This window comes from Marinomonas colpomeniae, from assembly GCF_014803385.1.
GTDB lineage: Bacteria > Pseudomonadota > Gammaproteobacteria > Pseudomonadales > Marinomonadaceae > Marinomonas > Marinomonas colpomeniae.
Window position 1 is genome coordinate 601,545 of sequence record NZ_JACYFC010000001.1, and the last position, 17,755, is coordinate 619,299.

16 protein-coding genes and 1 tRNA gene are annotated in these 17,755 nt (G+C 38.6%); 12 read left to right on the forward strand and 5 right to left on the reverse strand.

Going from position 1 to position 17,755, the window contains the following annotated elements; genetic code table 11:
* The first annotated feature begins 3 nt into the window (after positions 1–3).
* Together IF202_RS02905 and IF202_RS02910 are read left to right on the forward strand one after the other, a co-directional pair.
* Positions 4–192 (forward strand): hypothetical protein, encoded by a 189-nt coding sequence (locus IF202_RS02905; RefSeq protein ID WP_191593358.1) that lies wholly within the window; start codon positions 4–6, stop codon positions 190–192.
* Between the two features lie 82 nt (positions 193–274).
* Positions 275–351: transfer RNA gene (locus IF202_RS02910), tRNA-Val, on the forward strand.
* A 471-nt stretch (positions 352–822) separates the two neighbouring features.
* Here the strand turns inward: IF202_RS02910 and IF202_RS02915 are convergent.
* Positions 823–1,713 carry a LysR substrate-binding domain-containing protein gene (locus IF202_RS02915; RefSeq protein WP_191593359.1) on the reverse strand — a complete coding sequence of 297 codons (891 nt, stop codon included), beginning with the start codon at positions 1,711–1,713 and terminating at the stop codon, positions 823–825.
* A gap of 170 nt (positions 1,714–1,883) precedes the next feature.
* Here IF202_RS02915 and IF202_RS02920 point away from each other — a divergent pair, with 170 nt between their 5' ends.
* From IF202_RS02920 to IF202_RS02935, 4 genes are all read left to right on the forward strand, one after another.
* Positions 1,884–3,071 (forward strand): MFS transporter, encoded by a 1,188-nt coding sequence (locus IF202_RS02920; protein ID WP_206705349.1) that lies wholly within the window; start codon positions 1,884–1,886, stop codon positions 3,069–3,071.
* A 13-nt stretch (positions 3,072–3,084) separates the two neighbouring features.
* Positions 3,085–3,894 carry a 2,5-didehydrogluconate reductase DkgB gene (dkgB, locus tag IF202_RS02925; RefSeq protein WP_191593361.1) on the forward strand — a complete coding sequence of 270 codons (810 nt, stop codon included), beginning with the start codon at positions 3,085–3,087 and terminating at the stop codon, positions 3,892–3,894.
* Between the two features lie 656 nt (positions 3,895–4,550).
* Entirely contained in the window at positions 4,551–5,636 is a 1,086-nt protein-coding gene (locus IF202_RS02930) for an isocitrate/isopropylmalate dehydrogenase family protein (protein WP_191593362.1), read from the forward strand.
* Between the two features lie 178 nt (positions 5,637–5,814).
* Positions 5,815–6,741: an AEC family transporter gene (locus tag IF202_RS02935; RefSeq protein WP_191593363.1), complete on the forward strand. Its 927-nt coding sequence runs from the start codon at positions 5,815–5,817 to the stop codon at positions 6,739–6,741.
* A 160-nt stretch (positions 6,742–6,901) separates the two neighbouring features.
* Here the strand turns inward: IF202_RS02935 and IF202_RS02940 are convergent, their stop codons facing one another.
* The 3 genes from IF202_RS02940 to IF202_RS02950 form a co-directional block, all read right to left on the reverse strand.
* On the reverse strand, positions 6,902–7,582 hold the full coding sequence (locus IF202_RS02940) for a GntR family transcriptional regulator (RefSeq protein WP_191593364.1): 681 nt from the start codon (positions 7,580–7,582) through the stop codon (positions 6,902–6,904).
* A gap of 31 nt (positions 7,583–7,613) precedes the next feature.
* Positions 7,614–8,648, reverse strand: a complete 1,035-nt coding sequence (locus tag IF202_RS17400; RefSeq protein WP_191593365.1) for a Gfo/Idh/MocA family protein — start codon at positions 8,646–8,648, stop codon at positions 7,614–7,616.
* Between the two features lie 354 nt (positions 8,649–9,002).
* Positions 9,003–10,001 carry an SMP-30/gluconolactonase/LRE family protein gene (locus IF202_RS02950; protein WP_191593366.1) on the reverse strand — a complete coding sequence of 333 codons (999 nt, stop codon included), beginning with the start codon at positions 9,999–10,001 and terminating at the stop codon, positions 9,003–9,005.
* Between the two features lie 177 nt (positions 10,002–10,178).
* Between IF202_RS02950 and IF202_RS02955 the strand changes: the two genes are divergently transcribed.
* The 6 genes from IF202_RS02955 to otnC all read left to right on the forward strand — a co-directional run bounded on the left by IF202_RS02955 (position 10,179) and on the right by otnC (position 16,041).
* Complete coding sequence (locus tag IF202_RS02955) at positions 10,179–11,201, forward strand: tripartite tricarboxylate transporter substrate binding protein (protein WP_191593367.1); 1,023 nt, start codon at positions 10,179–10,181, stop codon at positions 11,199–11,201.
* An 87-nt stretch (positions 11,202–11,288) separates the two neighbouring features.
* Positions 11,289–12,035, forward strand: coding sequence for a tripartite tricarboxylate transporter TctB family protein (locus IF202_RS02960; RefSeq protein WP_191593368.1), 747 nt, complete (start codon positions 11,289–11,291; stop codon positions 12,033–12,035).
* Positions 12,035–13,552, forward strand: coding sequence for a tripartite tricarboxylate transporter permease (locus IF202_RS02965; RefSeq protein WP_191593369.1), 1,518 nt, complete (start codon positions 12,035–12,037; stop codon positions 13,550–13,552). The genes IF202_RS02960 and IF202_RS02965 overlap by 1 nt, the downstream gene beginning before the upstream one ends.
* Positions 13,553–13,671: 119 nt before the next feature.
* On the forward strand, positions 13,672–13,965 hold the full coding sequence (locus tag IF202_RS02970) for a putative quinol monooxygenase (protein WP_191593370.1): 294 nt from the start codon (positions 13,672–13,674) through the stop codon (positions 13,963–13,965).
* 163 nt (positions 13,966–14,128) lie between these two features.
* The gene (otnK, locus tag IF202_RS02975) at positions 14,129–15,394 is read left to right on the forward strand and encodes a 3-oxo-tetronate kinase (protein WP_328797185.1); all 1,266 of its coding nucleotides are present in this window, start codon (positions 14,129–14,131) and stop codon (positions 15,392–15,394) included.
* Entirely contained in the window at positions 15,391–16,041 is a 651-nt protein-coding gene (gene otnC / locus IF202_RS02980; RefSeq protein WP_191593372.1) for a 3-oxo-tetronate 4-phosphate decarboxylase, read from the forward strand. The genes otnK and otnC overlap by 4 nt, the downstream gene beginning before the upstream one ends.
* 321 nt (positions 16,042–16,362) lie before the next feature.
* On the opposite strand, the gene IF202_RS02985 is transcribed toward otnC, so the two are convergent.
* Positions 16,363–17,565 (reverse strand): bifunctional alpha/beta hydrolase/OsmC family protein, encoded by a 1,203-nt coding sequence (locus IF202_RS02985; RefSeq protein ID WP_191593373.1) that lies wholly within the window; start codon positions 17,563–17,565, stop codon positions 16,363–16,365.
* Positions 17,566–17,755: the final 190 nt, after the last annotated feature.

Here is a 17,755-nt window from a genome sequence, read left to right on the forward strand (position 1 = left end):
AATATGGCCATTACCTTAAGAAACTACAACATTATTCGTGTCATAGACAATGGTGTCGTCGTTAACTGTACAGTGCTTGAGATGTGCTACGACTACGCCCTTGTGAAATTCAAAGACAACAAGTACAAAGTTCCTTACAACCTTATTGATGAAGTGATTGGGCATGAGTTACTTATCCCTATAAATGAATAACGTATTTAGTAATAAAGGCTTCAAAATTGTAGAGTAGGGCTTGTCAAAAGCCACTCTCTGCGTATAATAGCCAACACTTTTTAGGACTATAGCTCAGTTGGTTAGAGCGCATCCTTGACATGGATGAGGTCGGCAGTTCGAATCTGCCTAGCCCTACCACTTATTAAGTTAATAGAATCAAGGGCTTATACGTATTCATTAGCCCTTTTTTTATGTCTGTTTATCCATTCTTTATCACCTTATACTTTCTTTTTATTCGTTCTTTATTGTTGTTTTGTTCTCTTTTTCAATGAGTTTGATTAATTCTTTGGGTATTGTCTCATCTTTCCAATTGATGTTTGTCATATCTATGGTGCTGATGTCTAGTGCTGCGGCAACTTGTAACGGTTGTTCGTGTCCATCGATGTTGTGGTCATGTCTTCTGTTGGTTAGCTTACTAGATAGCGTGCTACTTTATGACATAGATAAAACCTACCTATACAAACAACTCAACATGTCGATGTAAAGTGAGTGCGCGCTGTTGACCATAAGAGGCTTGAATTACCACTAGTTCTATAGATAATTCGCAGCCATTTTTTCTAACTGCTTTTCATGCTCTATTAAGTAATAACATATCATGAGCATCAATTACTATAACGCAAGGTGAGCTTTAATGAAGGTTAAAAATGCCTCTATACGTGATGCTAAAGCTGTGTGTTTGTAGTACACCGCATTGACCTGCTCTCTGGGATTGGGTGTTTGTATTGATTCATTCAGTAGGCTGACCAAGCGTCCTTTTTTAATGTCTTCACTCACCATAAAGTTAGAAAGCAGGGCAATGCCATTGCCTGCTAAACACAATTGACGAATGGTTTCGCCGCTGCTGGCTTTGATGTTAACCGACAATTGGATAGGTGGCGTCGTAGGTAATTTGTTTAAATTGGCAATATCGAAAAAGCCGATAATGTCGTGCAGAGTTAATTCACCGACAGCTTTTGGTGTTCCTCGTATTGCTAAGTAATCTGGCGAGGCAACAAGATGAAGACGACTGCGACCAAGCAAGGTGGCATGTAACCCTGAATCGCTTAATCCGCCAATACGAATGGCAAGATCTGTTCGCTTTTCAATCAAATCAATAATGCTGTCGTTCGATACTAACTCAAGTTCAATATCTGGGTAAGCCGCTCGAAAAGGTTTAATGAGAGGAATGAGTTGATGGAGCACAAAAGGGCTAGCCGCATCGATACGTAATCGTCCAGAAGGTCTCGTTTTCTGAGCAGTAAGCGCAAACTCCGCACCAGCAATCTGTTCCATGGCACTGCGAATCGCCACGATAAAGCGTTCGCCTTCCTGCGTTAGGCTGACTTTCCGGGTTGTACGTGTAAATAAACTGCAAGTGTGTTCTTGCTCTAAGCGTGCCACAGCACGAGATACTTTTGCGACTTGAATGTCTAATGCATTGGCCGCCGCTGAGAAGCCCCCATGATCGGCAACCGCAAGTAATATTTCTAAGTCTTCCGTTTTAGAGCGGATGCTATTCATTGATTATTCCATTGCATTATTTTTGCGTTTATCGATAAAGTAATTTGTTATTTATGCGGTTTTTGTAAATATTAGCAAGCTTCATACTTCACTCCAACAAAACTTGAAATGTTTCTTTTAAGAACTGCTTTCTTTAAGGGGATGTTTCTTCAACATAGGAGTTCATGATTATGCCACTTGCTCTTTGGGCGCTAACACTCAGTGCCTTTGCAATAGGAACCACAGAGTTTGTGATTGTCGGCTTGATACCAACGATCGCAAATGATTTGTCTGTCAACTTGCCCAGCGCAGGCTTGCTTGTCAGTTTGTATGCGTTGGGTGTTGCGGTTGGCGCGCCTGTGCTAACCGCTTTAACGAGAACGCTTAATCGTAAATGGTTGCTCATTGGTTTAATGAGTCTGTTTATTCTTGGCAACATGCTGGCTTGGGCAGCGCCGGGGTACAACTCACTTATTGTGGCGCGTATTTTAACCGGATTGGCTCACGGTGTATTTTTCTCGATCGGTTCGACGATAGCGACTCGTTCGGTGCCGAAAGAAAAAGAAGCCAGCGCGATCGCCTTGATGTTTACAGGTTTGACTGTCGCCCTTGTTACCGGTGTTCCATTAGGAACTTGGATTGGGCAGCATTTTGGCTGGCGTGCGACTTTTTTAGTTGTCTCAGCATTGGGCTTAATTGCCATGATCGGCAGTGCTATCTTGGTGCCAAATAATCTCAAACAATCCCCGAGTGCCAGTTTGGTAAAACAAATGTCTGTATTGGTTAAGCCACGTTTGCTTTTGGTGTATGCCATGACAGCAGTAGGTTACGGAGGTACGTTTGTGGCCTTTACTTTTCTCGCATCCATTCTTGAATCAGTGAGTGGTTTCCCATCTTCCGCCATTGGTTTGATCATGTTGGTGTACGGTGTATCGGTAGCGATTGGCAATATCTGGGGCGGAAAAATGGCCGACCGCATTGGTCCGATTAGTGCCTTGTCTTATATTTTCTTGGCTCTGGCTGCCGTGCTGGTTCTCTTTTACTTCACCGCGCCTTATCCATGGTTGGCCTTGGTAACCGTATTACTTTGGGGAGCCTTCGCTTTTGGCAATGTACCAGGCTTGCAAGTCTATGTAGTGCAAATTGCAGAGCGAGAAACGCCCCACGCAGTAGACGTTGCCTCGGGTTTAAATATCGCTGCGTTCAACGTAGGGATTGCTTTAGGAGCGCTAATTGGCGGACACATTGTTGATCAATATCGTTTAATCGATACGGCTTGGGTTGGCGCTGTCATTGTGTTGGTGGCGCTGGCTTTGACATGCTTTAGCGGCTACTTAGATAAAAAAGACCGTTTTGTAGCTCAATTAAATAACCTGTAACAGAAAGAGTATTATGAAAAATATCAATTTTACGCTGGGAATGGGCACTTTTCGTCTGCAAGAGCAAGTCGCTTACGATTCTGTGAAAATGGCGTTAGAAGAAGGCTATCGCCATGTTGATACGGCACAAATCTACGGTAATGAGGCTGAAGTAGGGCAAGCCATTGCAGACAGCGGCCTCCCAAGAGATGAATTGTTCATCACGACAAAAGTATGGTTCGAAGCCTTTAGTGAGGACAAGTTCATCGACAGTGTGAAAGAAAGCCTCACTAAATTGAAAACCGATTATGTGGATTTACTTTTAATTCATTGGCCGTCACCGCAAGATGACGTTGATATGGCGTTGTATCTAAACGAATTGAAAAAGTCGAAAGAGATGGGCTTTGCTCGTGAAATTGGTATTTCCAACTTCACCATAGCGCAAACTCAACAAGCGTTAGACATTCTTGGTGAAGGCGAACTATTTACGAATCAGATCGAGGTGCATCCATATTTGCAAAACAATAAGCTAGTGGGCTTTTGCCAAGCTAATGGTATTCAAGTGACAGGCTATATGCCGTTTGCATATGGCAAAGTATTAGCGAACGAGACACTAAAAGGCATTGCTGAAAAACATCAGGTCAGCACTACACAATTGGTTATTCAGTGGTTAGCTCAGCGCGATATTGTCACGATTCCATCGTCTACTAAACGCAAAAACCTTGCTTCAAACTTTGAGAAAGTAAGTATTACTTTAAGCGATACAGACATGGATCGAATTGCCGCATTGGATTGTAATGACCGACAGGCTAATCCTGACTTCTCTCCGAAATGGGATCTATAGCGTTAGTTTTCTAACAGATATTAGCCTAACCATAACAATTTTTTAGATTGTTTTATGGTGACTGATACAACCTAGCTTTGGCTGGGTTTTTCTTTTTTTTGAGTGTTACTTGTGATTTAGTCACCACATACTCTAACGCAGACATGATGTTACTGACTTAATTTCTTGAACTCTAAAACCATTTTTCATTCTTGTTAAGTTTAGGAAACCATAGGAAAGACATTGATTTTTTCATCTTCAATTGCGCTCGAGCTCACTTTTATTAGCTAAAAGTGTATTAAGCATGCTTTGGTTTTTGTCATGGGATTAACTGACCATCTTATCCAATATTTGACTTGGTAGAGGTCGGCGATTCGAATTCGCCTCGTTCTACCACTCTTTTTCTAAGGTCTTCCCGTAAAGCAATGCATTGATAACTCCCACTGTAAATCATCTCCGAATCTTTGATGCTCGCTACTGATGTAGTCTAGAAATTTTGTAGAGCCACAGAGGCTGCTTAAGGCGTGTTTTTTTATGATTTGAACTTATTGGTGTGCCAGACCAAAGAATTAATAAGAGAATTTTTTAATGTATACATTGATGCCTAATTTATTTATTATTGAGTCATCGATGATTTATGTAATAAACATTTCTTATAAAAATAAAAGGAGATTGTAATGAAAGTATTTACAGTAGCTGTAATGCCTGGAGATGGAATTGGAACGGAAGTAACTCCTCCGGCAGTTGAATTAGTTAAAGAAGCCGCTAGGCAGCAGGGCGTAGAACTTCGCTTTCAGCATATAGACGCTGGTGCCCAATATTATGCAGATACAGGTGAATCATTTCCTGAAGACCATTATGAAGAAGCAGTAAAAGCGGATGCTATTTTCTTATCGGCAATGGGTCATCCAGATATTCGTTATCCAGATGGGACAGAGATAGGACCACAGCATGATTTACGTAAACGATTAAACTTATATGCTGGTGTTCGTCCATGTCGTACTCTTCCTGGTTTACCTTTACCGCTTGTGGATGAGCGTAGTAAATCGTTAGATTTTGTTATTGTCCGAGAATCGACTGAAGGGTTATTTGCCTTTTCTCGTGGACATGAATTGGACGATGATGAATATGCTCATAATCTGATGCGCATATCGAAAACGACGAGCAAAAAACTTTATGATTTTAGTTTTAATTTGGCGAGACGTCGTGCGGAACAAGGTCGAGGACATAATTTAGTTACTCATATCGATAAAGCAAATGTCTTATCCTCGCAGCATGTTGCTAGGCAATGGTTTTATGAAGCTGCTGAGCGTCATTCAGATGTGACTGCGAATCATCAATATGTTGATTTTGCGGCATTAGACATGGTTCGTCGTCCTTGGGTCTTTGATGTTATGCCTACCGAAAACCAATACGGAGATATATTGTCCGATATCGCAGCTGGCTTGATGGGGGGGATGGGAATGGCTCCTTCTGGTGAAATTGGAGATACTCATGCTGTGTTTCAACCATGTCATGGATCGGCTCCAGATATTATGGGGCAAGGTAAAGCGAATCCTACTGCAATGATTTTATCTGGGGTGATGATGCTGGAATATTTGGCAGATAAAAATAATTCACCTGAACTATTGAATGCAGCTAAAAAACTAGAGTCTTCTGTAGAGGCAGCTTATGCAACTGGCAGTTTGCTTCCATATGAATTGGGTGGAACATCCGGTTTACATGATATTAGCGAGTTGGTTGCGAAAAAATTATCTTTATAATCGATCAATTTTAGTCATCATACTTGGTATCTTCAACGATCTAAAAATAAAGTTTTTATTCTATTAATACTAAACGAGGTTTAAATCCTTGTTTGGTATTAATTATAATATCTATATTTTGCTCTTATTTAAATTTCATATAAATATTAAGTAAAAGTTTTCTAAAAATGGAGTTTGTATGTTTGATATTATTTTAAAAATATCACCTTTGTTTTTTATAGTCGCTTTTGGTTTTTTTTGTAAGAAAAAAAACTTTTTTAATGATAACACTCTTAAATATTTAACCCGATTCGTTATGTATTTATCTTTACCTGCGATTTTGTTAGAAAAACTTGCCACGACAGATTTTGAAACCTTAATTGATGTTTCTTTTTTATTTGCATATTTATCTTCTCTTATGGGAGTAATGCTAATATCAGGAGGGATCGGCTATGTCATTTTTTCTAAAAACATGAAATATAATGTCATGTTAGGACTTGGTGGTGTTTATGGAAATATTGGTTTCCTTGCAATTCCTGTACTTTCAACAACTCTTGGTGAATGGGTATCTGTTCCTCTTGCGTTAATGCTTACCCTTGATTTACTTATTTTATTGCCTGTAGCTACATTTTTACTCCAACTTAATAGCGCTGATGAAAAATCGAATACTAGTCCACTAAAAGCATTAAAGCGCTCTTTGTTTAATCCTCTTATTTTATCTATTATGTTAGGGCTTATTTTATCAATTTTTCAGATAACACTACCTAATAATATAATTTTTGGTCTTGATTGGTTAGGTAAAGCGGCTGGACCTTGTGCTATGTTTATAGTTGGAACCGCTCTTTATGGTAGAACGATTAGCCATAAGCCAATTTCTGCTCTTTATATTTCAACTATGAAATTGATTGTTATGCCATTTGCAGTTTACTTCTTCATGAGTTTGTTCTCTGTTAATCCAGAATGGATTGTTGTTGCAACATTAGGAGCTGCGATGCCTTGTGCTGCAGTATTAGGTGTTATAGCAGAAGAGCATAAAATACTCCCTCAACAATCATCTACAGCAGTGTTACTTACGACTATTTTTTCTGTACTAACCATACCTCTGTTAATCGGTTTTTTTAGTTAAAATATATGAGAAATCTAAAGATTTTTCTATGAGGTGTTGAATAATAGACTAGAGGAAATAAAGGGTAGGTAGCTATAGAACGATAGATAAGCCTTATTCAATAAGGCTTATCTATCGTTTTTATCTAGATTTTTAGAAAATTTTGCTATGTGAATATGGATTAGATATTGTTTAATCCATATTTTTTTAGTAACTCTATAAGCATATTGCCACTAGCATCACGGTGGTTATGATGTATTAACCGTGCTTTCTCTGAGTCGCGAGCTTCTATTGCTAATATTAGATTCAAATGATCTTTATTGGAGTCTGTTGGTTTTGGGCGAAACTTTAATGTCATCATTCTCGCACGGTGAGACTGTTCTATAAAATTACCCACCAAAACATTCAGCCGTTTATTATTACTAAATTCAACTAAATAACGATGAAAACGTTCATCAGAGTGAGCCCATTTTTTTAAGTCATCTTGTAGCAAAGCTTGATCCATTTCTTCTACCGCATCTCTCATCAAGGATAGCTGATCCTCTGACAGGCCTTTTTTTGCACAAAGTGCTGCAGCAGTAGCTTCAATTCCAGTAAGAATTTCATATATTTCCTGCATATCAATAACTGATATAGGTTTGATACGCATACCATGTCTTGGTTTTAATTCTATTAGCCCTTCATTCGCTATTCTTAACATGGCTTCACGTGTTGGTGTTCTGCTCATGTTTAATAATTCGGAAACTTCAGCTTCAATCATTTGCTGACCAGCATGAAGCTCATTATCTAGAATCTTAGCTTTTAACTGGCGATAAGCTTTGTCTGACAACGACTCTTTGCTTTTTGAAATTTTTATGGCCATATTTATATTGCTCGGTTTTTAGGTTTTTTCTCTAAAATAAGTCTAACTTCTGTTTTAACTGTGCTGATCGATAAATACTTTCTTCAATGATTAAATTCTGGATATATTGTTGAGCGCAATTGTGAAGTTCTGAATCATATAACAAGTGATCAGCAACATGCCTTTGAAGAGTATAAACACAATCACCGCCAAAGTTATTTGTTGTGTAATTATACGTGTGGGGAGTCCAATAGCTTTCACCTTTTTGACGTGTACTTATTTTGCCATTGCCTTCTAGTTTTAAGCAAGCCTTGCTCCCTTCAATAAGCATTTCACCCATGGTTACACGTGCGTTCTCTGCCGCATGATCTGCTAAACGATTGCCGTCAAATGTAGCTCTAACCTGATTGTCAAATTCAAATAGAATAATCCCAGAATCTTCACCTTTAATCGCTGGGTTGCGCTTCATTAAGTCGGCATAAACACTTTTTACTTCGCCTAAGAGATAACGAAAAACATCCACCCAATGAATGGCCGTTTCATGAACTAAAAAGCGCTCCATTTGTTGGAAATAGGGTTGTCTTTCTAAATAAGCATCTTTACCTTGTCCATCACCTGGTCGCATCATGAATGTTGCTTGGTATAGTTGGCCAAACTGTTCAGTTAGTAATATTTTTTTAATTTCTTGGTACCAAGGCTGAAAGCGAAAATTTTCATGTATGACAACTAAGGATTTTTTTTCTTCTATTTCTTGAGTCAGTTTTTCAGCTTGACTGAAAGACGGTGTAAAAGGTTTTTGGCAAATACAAGGAATGCCTCGTTCAATTGCTGCCGTGACGAATTCTGTATGTGTTTCTGGTGGTGTAATGATATCAATAAGATCAGGTTTTTCAGAATCTAACATTTCAATAAAGTTAGTAAAGATGACAGGGATGGAATATTTTTTCGCTGTCTCAGCGGCTCCGGTACTACTACGATTGTAGAGTGCTACGACTTCCACATCATTCATCCGATCCCAAGCGTCATAATGGAACTGGCTAAAATAGCCAGTTCCTACTGTTACCACACGAAGTTTCTTTTCTTTCACTTGAGTCTCCTCGGCGACTTATTTCAGTTAATTGATAATTTCTTGAGTAATTGTTTTTGTTTCGATAGCTCTTTTTTCATAAGAAACCAAATCTCTACATGCTCAACTGCTTTATATATATTGCATGCAGTATGGTCGTTGTTAATATGGGCGGAAGGCATTAGGTATAGGTACATAGTGCTTCCTGTCTTGCTATACAATCCAGTGCTTTCTCAGGTGGTAGCTCGGTATACATTAGACCAATAACATCTGTTTTTTGCTGGCATGGTTAAGAATATGTAAAACATAGTGATATACACTCAGCTTAAATACTGTCAACGAAAAATACAGTAATATTAAGCCTCGTCTTATCCATTACGTATTTTTTGATTTGGTGGTATGCCTTATTGGACCTTTAAAATTCCAATGACTCGGTGCTAATCCTTTTATAGGCTGTTTTAGGCATGCTACTTGGTGTCCCAACAAACAACCAAAATAAAGAGTGTTTAGGTTTTGACCTCCAAAAGCCAAACTGGATATATTTCGTAGAAGACTACTTTTCACATTATCTAAATGAGGTCTACCCATACTATGGTTTTGAAAGGCTTCTTCGACCCAATCTAAGTGTTGAGCGTCTACATCTATTAGCATGGTTTCTTGCTGATTACCGTCTTTAGATACTTTTATAACTTGGTTACTAATGATGCTGGTAATCCAAAAATTTTCTTCAGCATCAAGTACTAATCCATCAGGAAAAATACCTGCTCCAAATTCCGTAATGACAGTCTTGTCAAAGAGATCACCATTTTCTGCGATGCTAAATCGTGTGAGACGGCGAGAAAAAGTTTCGTTGACGAATAAAAACTTTCCATCTGGTGAAGCGATACATTCATTTGTATAGCCTAATCCATCTGCGACGATACGAGCTTTATCACCATCGCAAAGTATGACAAAACCATCGCTAATATCAGATCGATAAGCGTTTGCTCTTGGCTTAGTACGAGTGCTTACTGTGATCCAAATTCTGCCTTGAAAATCAAGATGAACATAGTTGGTTGGAGGCAGTGGTTGGTCATCAATAGTTAACAAAAAAGGCATAAGTTCGCCGTTTTGCTTCAAACGGTAGACTCCACCATCTTCATTGCCTAAATGAGCAACTAGAAAGTCACCATTCTCCAATAGGCAAATACCGTTAGGCTTTAATTCAAAATCTTTGTTCTTTGCTAATAAAGACCATTGAGATCCATCTGGTTCTATAATGCTGACGCCGCCACTCCAGTTAGAAGTGAATATTCTGTTATTTGAATTTGTTAGTACGCATTCGGGGCGTTCAAGTTTTTCCCCTAAAAAAACGATTTGATCTAAAGTGTGCATTACCAAACCTCACTGTTATTTTTATTCTATATTGAAGATTTAATCACAATAACGAGTTTGAAAAAATATTGCAAAATAAATTTATTAATGTATAAATTAATTTCAATCCTAACTTAAATCTCTAAGAAAGGATGTCTCAATCTGACTATAACAATAAAAAATTAATTGGAGATGAATATGAAAAAAATCATTACAACACTAGCTGCAAGCGTCTTAGCTACAACGATAGCAACGAGCTCAATAGCCGCTGATCGCTATCCAGAACGTGATATAACAAATGTGGTTGTTTGGTCTGCAGGTGGTGGTACGGATGTTGTTAACCGTATGATCTCTGCGGAAATGGCCAAATCTTTAGATGTTAATATTAATGTGACTAATCGGCCTGGTGGTGTTGCAGGCTCGTTAGGCATGAGTTATGTGAAAAGACAAAAAGCAGATGGTTACACACTTGTTGGCTTGTCTGAATCCGTAGTTGGTTCTGCGGTACAGGGCGGCTGGGATCAGAAAATGAGTGTTTGGTATCCTTTTATTGTCGGTGGATCTCCAGATTTGATTTCTGTTTCAGCTGATTCCAAATATACGACTCTACAAGAATTAATTGCTGATGTTAAAAAAAATCCTCGCTCTATTAAGGCTAGTGCTGGCGGCGCAGGCTCTATTCATCACTTGAATTTATTGGCGTTGATGAATGGTACTGGTGCTGAATTCAACTATATTCCTTACCCAGGTTCAGCCCCAGCTCAAACGGCTGTAATGACTGGAGAAGTTGAGTTGGTAATTACTTCTCTCGCTGAGCAACAGCAATTAATAAAAGGTGGGAAATTAAAACCACTAGCTATGTTAGTTGCAGATGATCAAGCATTAGATGGCTTCGGAACAATCCCTTCAGCTTTTAAAGCTTTTCCTGAACTTCAAAAATACCTGCCAATTATGCAAGCCATTGGTTTAGCTGTTAGTCAAGATGTTCCTGATAATGTGAAGGCTAAATTAACTAAAGCATTTCAGAGTGCTATGGGAAGCCCAGTTATTCATAAATGGGCAAAAGACAACTTTTATGTGCTATCTGGCTTATCTGGTGCAGAAGCAAGTAAAGAGTTTGCATTCCTAGAGTCATTGTTCTCTTGGACATTAAATGACCTTGGTGCAGCTAAGGTTTCACCTTCTACGCTAGGTATTCCTAAACTTTCAGAACTAAAATAGTTTTGTCTTAATAGACAGAGGAATGCGTCTGCATTCCTCTTTTCTTAGTGTTAAATAGTCCTGTTTTGGACGTCTAGAGGTAGTTGTATGCAGCCTGAACAGCTAATGACCTTACGTCGTGCGGATATGAGAACGGCGTCAATATTAATGATTGTCTCTGCTTTCGCGATAATAGAAAGTCTTAGTTTTCCTTTGACGGGGAATTATGCAGGGGTACAAAATGTATGGTACGTTTCTCCTGCGCTGTTTCCCATTATTATTTCTTGCCTAGTCTTTTTATGTGGTGCTGCGTTACTTATAAAAAGTATTATTTTTATTAAGCAAAACGCTGCAATTGGAACCGCAAAAGAAAGCCCTGCAAGTTGGTGGCGTTTTTTTGTTTTGGTATCTTTGATTGCCGGACAAGTGTATGGCTTCGTTCCCTTAATCGATTTTGCCTTGTCTTCGTTTATTTTTCTCTTTGTTTTTATTTTTGCATTTTATTCTGATAACTCGACATTTCAAAAACGTATTTTTGCGATCTGGACAGTGGTCTGTGTTCTTCTCGCTTCTGTAACATTTAGTACAAATTTAACGGATGAAACTCGGTCTTTGTTTGATTGGACGGCACTGGTTTTTATTGTCTGCATGATAGTCACTTTGTATAAATGGGCTAAAAAATCTGAACAATTAAAAGTATGGAAAGTAAGCTGGAAAACAGCACTTATAGTTACCTTGGTAGTTTGTCCGGTGTTCCGACTAGGAATGCTTGTTCCTCTTCCAACGGAAGGTATCGTCATTAATCCTATGGTCGATATCAAATATGTTGTCCGTGACTTTTGGAGAGAAATGTAATGGATATTTTGGCTTCTTTTAGTGTATTTGGTAGCACGTTATTATCTCTTTTATCGTCGCCGACAAATTTAATGATTCTTATGGGGGCGTCGTTTTTTGGCATAATCTTTGGCGCATTACCAGGCCTTACAGCGACATTAGGTGTGGCCTTATTAACAACTTTGACTTATGGGATGGATGTTAATACCGCATTAATTGCACTGCTAGGTCTGTATGTTGGTGCTATTTACGGTGGCTCTTATCCATCGATTCTAATTAATATACCGGGTACCGCTGCTGCGGCGGCTACTGCGTTAGATGGCTTTCCTTTAGCTCAAAAAGGAGAGGGTGGTCGAGCATTGGGCTTGACAACAACAGCCTCTTTGATCGGCACTTTATTAGGTATTCTTGTGTTAGTCATTGCTGCTCCATTAGTCGCTCAAATGGCGTTACAGTTTACTTCTTTTGAATTTTTCTTATTGGCTTTGTTCGGCATATTAATCAGCGGAACATTAACAAGTCCTGATTTGGTTATTAAAGGGTGGATTGCTGGTTTAATTGGACTAGGGTTATCCACAATTGGGCGAGACCCGTTACAGTTTTTTCCTCGATTTACGTTTGATATGCCGGATCTCGATCAAGGTCTAGAAGTTGTACCTGTGTTAATTGGTGCGTTTGGTATTCCCCAAGTGATTAAGGCATTACGTAACAGGGAAAGCTTGGGAGTAATGAAGCAATTTGGACGTATTTTGCCTGAATGGAAAACTCTATTTAAAAATCGCATGAACATCGCTCGATCTTCCATGATTGGTATTGGGATTGGTGCCGTGCCGGGCATTGGTGAGGACATAGCAGGCTGGGTCTCATATGGTGCTGCGAAAAATACATCTAAGCACCCAGAGACTTTTGGGAAAGGTGAGCCCCAAGGAATTATTGCTTCTGAAACAGCTAATAACGCTTGTATTGGTGGTGCTTTAATACCGCTGTTAACATTAGGTATTCCAGGAAGTCCTCCTGCAGCTATGTTATTAGGTGCGCTAATGCTTCATGGCATTACTCCTGGTCCAATGATTGTGGTTGAAAGTCCAAACTTCTTAATCGAAGTTACAGCTATTCTTGTTTTATGTTCCATAGCTATGTGGTTAAACGGCATGTTCTTAGCGAAACAAGTCGTAAAAGTCCTACAGATACCTGCGTCTATTTTTCTTCCTGTTGTTACTTTGATGTGTATTTTAGGATCTTACGCCTTGGGCTTAAATATCTTTAACTTGTACCTAATGGTTATTGTTGGTGTATTTGCTTATTTTCTTGATGAAATGAAATACCCTATTTCTCCGCTTGTTATTGGTGTGATCCTTGGGCCAATGGCAGATGAAAGTTTACGCCGCGCATTAATGGTATCAGAAGGTGATTTAATGCCATTTATTGAACGACCTATTTGCATAGCATTGATTTCGATTATTGTCTTAATTGTTATGACAAAGGCTCCATTCTACCAACAGTGCAAAAAGTCATTTTTTTCATTATTTAAGAAGTAATGAAAGAGCTGAATATTTGACCACAAATTCTTGTTAAGAAAGAGGCAGGTTTTCGCTTCAAATTAGCCCCTTTTCATTGAAGGGGCATTTCTAACTGTTTAATAGCCGAGGTTTTTTTAATGTATATCATTACGGTTGTATTTTCTGTGTATAAAAAAAAATTGGAAGAGTTTTCATTGTTGGTAAATAAGCAAGCATTAGATTCTTTAACAAAAGAAAGTGATTGCCATACTTTTGATGTAGCAATAGGAGAAGAAGAGGGTGGGATTGTACCTTTCTTTTTGTACGAAATTTATAGTACTAAAGCCAGTTTTGATGCTCACCTTGTTTCGGATCATTTCAGTGAATTTAGTGAAAAAACAGCGAACATGGTTGCAAAAAAAGAAGTCAACTCATGGAATAAAATAAACTAAATAACCAGTTAGAAAATATTAGATTTTCAACATTTAATAGTGAGTAAATTCGTTTTTTCAATCATTATTAATTAAATGAGAAACTAATAAAGTATGGCTGAAGTAAAGATTAAGTTAGGTAATCCGAATATCGTTAGGGATGCCTATAAATGGGGAGTTTATAGTGAGCGTTTTATTAGGCTGTATTGCAGATGATTTTACTGGTGCGACAGATTTAGCAAGCTTTTTAGTGCAATCTGGTATGAGAACGGTTCAATTGATTGGTGTACCAACAGAACCTGTGGATCTATCTGATACGGATGCAGTGGTTATTGCTCTGAAATCTAGAACGCTTCCATCAGAAGTTGCGGTTGCGCAATCAATCGAAGCGCTTGAGTGGTTAAAAAGTCTTAATTGCGAGCAATATTACTTTAAATATTGCTCTACATTCGACTCCACCGAAAAAGGGAATATAGGCCCAGTTACAGACGCTTTACTGGATAACCTTAAAGAGTCTTTTACAATTCTTTGTCCTTCTCTGCCTGTGAATGGTCGTACTGTATATAAAGGCAATTTGTTTGTTAACGACGAATTGCTTAGTGAAAGTGGTATGCGTAATCATCCTCTGACACCAATGACAGATTCAAATTTAATGCGGGTTATGGCTGCGCAATCATCCGGTAAAGTTGGTTTGGTACCTTTTGATATTGTGTCTCAAGGTGCTGATAGGGTTAAACGTGCTCTTTCGAAGCTAGCTCATGAGCATCGATATGCTGTTGTCGATACGTTATCTAATAATGACTTACATGTTATTGGTGAGGCATGTGCAGACCTTATGCTGTTAACTGGTGGATCTGGTCTTTCAGTTGGTCTTGCGAAGAACTTTGTAGATAAGGGATTGTTTGAAATTCGTAATAACTCTGCGGAGCTTAGTAAAGTAAAAGGTGAGGCGGTTGTATTATCTGGGAGCTGCTCTGTTATGACGCAAAAACAAGTGGCTCGATTTAAGGAAAGTTTTTTATCAATGAAAATTTCACCACTCGATCTTAAGTCAGGAAAAAGCTCTCTAGCAGACGCTCTTACTTGGTTTGAAAAGAACCGCAATGTTGGTGCGTTAATGTTTTATGCTACAGATACACCTGAGAACATCCGATTTGTTCAAGAACAACTTGGAGTAGAACAAGCTAGTGAATTAGTTGAAAATTTCATGGCAGATTTGGTTTCCGCATTAGATAAAAAAGGCGTGACTAAATTTATTGTGGCTGGTGGGGAAACTTCTGGAGCTGTCGTGAAAGCGCTTAATCCAAGTATGCTAAAAATCGGTGCTAGCATTGCTCCTGGCGTACCTATTACTGAAATAGTGGGTTATTCGCCTAAATTGATTGCTCTAAAATCTGGTAATTTCGGTGACGAATTATTCTTCGAAAACGCGTTGGAGATGATGCAGTGAGTATTTCTGAGAACAAACTTCGTGAACAGATTTGTATCATGGCAAAGTCTTTATTCGATAGAGGCTTAACATGTGGCTCTTCAGGTAATATCTCTGTAAGAACAGAGGATGGCGGTTTATTAGTAACGCCTACTGGAAGCTGTTTTGGGCGTCTTGATCCAGCTATTTTGAGTCGTCTTGATAAAAACGGGCAACACATCAATGGTAATCAACCAACAAAAGAAATGCCTTTGCATGAAGCTTTTTATACGTCTAGATCAAGTGCTAATGCCATAGTGCATCTACATGGTACGTGTTCTGTTGCAATGTCGATGATGCCCGATGCAAATGAAGATAATTTCCTACCTCCGTTAACGCCATATTCGATCATGAAACTAGGTAAGGTGAAACTCTTACCTTATTTTATGCCTGGTGACCCTAGAACGGGTGATGCTATACGTGGACTTGCTGGAAAACGGTCAGCAGTAATGCTTGCTAACCATGGTCCTGTAGTGGCTGGCAAAGACCTTGAAGCCGCTGTGTTTGCCATTGAAGAGTTAGAAGAAACGGCCAAATTGGCTATGATGATGCGAGGGCTGTCGCCAAGAATGCTTGATGAATCGCAAATACGAAACATTATTACTAAATTTAATGTAGAGTGGGACTAATAAGCTTGTCAGGGCTAGCCTGAAATATAATATCTATGTACTTTTAATAGTAGATTAATCGTTCTGTCATTTAAAAAAGAAGTCTTGAGTTAATACTGTTTAGTGTTTTCTATTACTTTGAATTAAAGAATATATAGATGCTAACTATTTGAAAATAATATATAGAGTAATGGTTCACTATTTAATATGATGTTTTAGTAGTCTTAAATGGGAGAAATCAACAATTCTAATCTGCCTAGCCCTATCAGAATATTAAAAAAGAGGTTGACGTTAATTCGTTAACCTCTTTTTTTGTTTCAAGAAGAGCTTTTGTTAATTTACTTAAGCTATAAGTTTGCTCACAACAGTGACGTTGTTATGCAGTGTTTTGTGAACTGGACATTTATCTGCAATTTCTAAAAAGCGTTGTTTTTCCTTCTCATTCAATTCGCCTTCAAAACTGATATTACGAACGATAGCTTCTATGCCATTTTGTTGTTCGCAATTATCGCAGTCTTCTTGATAATTTCGAGTATGTGATAGCTCTACTTTGATGTGCGTAACAGGGAGTTTTTTACGTTCTGCATACATTCTTAATGTCATTGTCGTGCAAGCACCTAACCCTGCTAATAAGTGTTCATAAGGATCTGGACCGGTATTTTTACCACCTACTTTTATAGGCTCATCTGCCAACCAATAGTGGCTGTCTGTGCTGATGTGTTGTGCGAATTTATGGTCTTTTTCTTCAACGAGCACATGTCCTTGATCAACATTACTTTGGTAAGTTCCTACATCTGTTTGGACATATCGACTTGCCCAAGCAGCAATGATCTCGGCAGCGTATTCTGAGTCTTGTTTGTTGTTAAGTAAGTGATCCGCATTGTCTAAGCTGATAAAGCTTTTTGGGTGTAGCGCAGCCTGGTATATTTTTTCAGCTTCACTGATATTAACAATACTGTCGACTGGTGAATGCATCACTAATAATGCTTTTTTCAATTTGCCGATGTGTTGGTTTCCATAATTATTAACATCATCTAAAAACTGTTTTTGAATGTTGAACTTGCGTCCAGCAAGGCTTACTTCCGCCTCACCTTTCTCTTCTATGTCAGAAATATGTGCTGAAAAATTATGAGCCACATGAGCAGCATCAGATGGTGCGCCTATAGTAACAACAGCTTTAGATTCTGCTACTTGTTGTGCAACACCTAATACGGCAGCGCCACCCAAACTATGACCAATTAGCAATTCTGGTGCTTGGTATTTGTCTCGTAAAAAGTTTGCTGCTGCGACTAAATCTTGAATGTTTGAAGAAAAATTGGTGTTGGCAAAATCGCCGTCACTATTACCTAAGCCCGTAAAGTCAAAACGTAATACTGCGATGCCTTTGGCGGTTAGTTCACGACTGATACGAGAGGCGGCGGCCACATCTTTACCACAAGTAAAACAATGAGCGAATAGGGCGTAAAATTTGATGTCCGACTCGGGTGTTTCTAATAAGCCACTGAGCGTATGGTCACCACTAATAAATTCTACTTTCTGACGCATAAGGCATTCCTTCTTTGGGTAATGTATTGCATATAAATTTATAGTTTTAAGTATAGATCAATGTACGTAACAGAAATGTTTTAAAGAAGGTAGAAATGGTAATGCATTGAGGAAATCGAGCTTTTGATTTTAAAATTAAAGTTGTTTAAGCCGAGCTAAATGCTCGATTTTCTTTATCTGGTTTTTAATA

What these genes read in the sequence shown, in the direction of transcription:
- dkgB (WP_191593361.1), top strand. Translation starts at nt 3,085, where the DNA reads ATGAAAAATATCAATTTTACGCTGGGAATGGGCACTTTTCGTCTGCAA.
- IF202_RS02970 (WP_191593370.1), top strand. Translation starts at nt 13,672, where the DNA reads ATGTATATCATTACGGTTGTATTTTCTGTGTATAAAAAAAAATTGGAA.
- IF202_RS02950 (WP_191593366.1), bottom strand. Translation starts at nt 10,001, where the DNA reads ATGCACACTTTAGATCAAATCGTTTTTTTAGGGGAAAAACTTGAACGC.
- IF202_RS02930 (WP_191593362.1), top strand. Translation starts at nt 4,551, where the DNA reads ATGAAAGTATTTACAGTAGCTGTAATGCCTGGAGATGGAATTGGAACG.
- IF202_RS02940 (WP_191593364.1), bottom strand. Translation starts at nt 7,582, where the DNA reads ATGGCCATAAAAATTTCAAAAAGCAAAGAGTCGTTGTCAGACAAAGCT.
- IF202_RS02905 (WP_191593358.1), top strand. Translation starts at nt 4, where the DNA reads ATGGCCATTACCTTAAGAAACTACAACATTATTCGTGTCATAGACAAT.
- IF202_RS02920 (WP_206705349.1), top strand. Translation starts at nt 1,884, where the DNA reads ATGCCACTTGCTCTTTGGGCGCTAACACTCAGTGCCTTTGCAATAGGA.
- IF202_RS02935 (WP_191593363.1), top strand. Translation starts at nt 5,815, where the DNA reads ATGTTTGATATTATTTTAAAAATATCACCTTTGTTTTTTATAGTCGCT.
- IF202_RS02960 (WP_191593368.1), top strand. Translation starts at nt 11,289, where the DNA reads ATGCAGCCTGAACAGCTAATGACCTTACGTCGTGCGGATATGAGAACG.
- IF202_RS02985 (WP_191593373.1), bottom strand. Translation starts at nt 17,565, where the DNA reads ATGCGTCAGAAAGTAGAATTTATTAGTGGTGACCATACGCTCAGTGGC.
- IF202_RS02955 (WP_191593367.1), top strand. Translation starts at nt 10,179, where the DNA reads ATGAAAAAAATCATTACAACACTAGCTGCAAGCGTCTTAGCTACAACG.
- IF202_RS02965 (WP_191593369.1), top strand. Translation starts at nt 12,035, where the DNA reads ATGGATATTTTGGCTTCTTTTAGTGTATTTGGTAGCACGTTATTATCT.
- IF202_RS02915 (WP_191593359.1), bottom strand. Translation starts at nt 1,713, where the DNA reads ATGAATAGCATCCGCTCTAAAACGGAAGACTTAGAAATATTACTTGCG.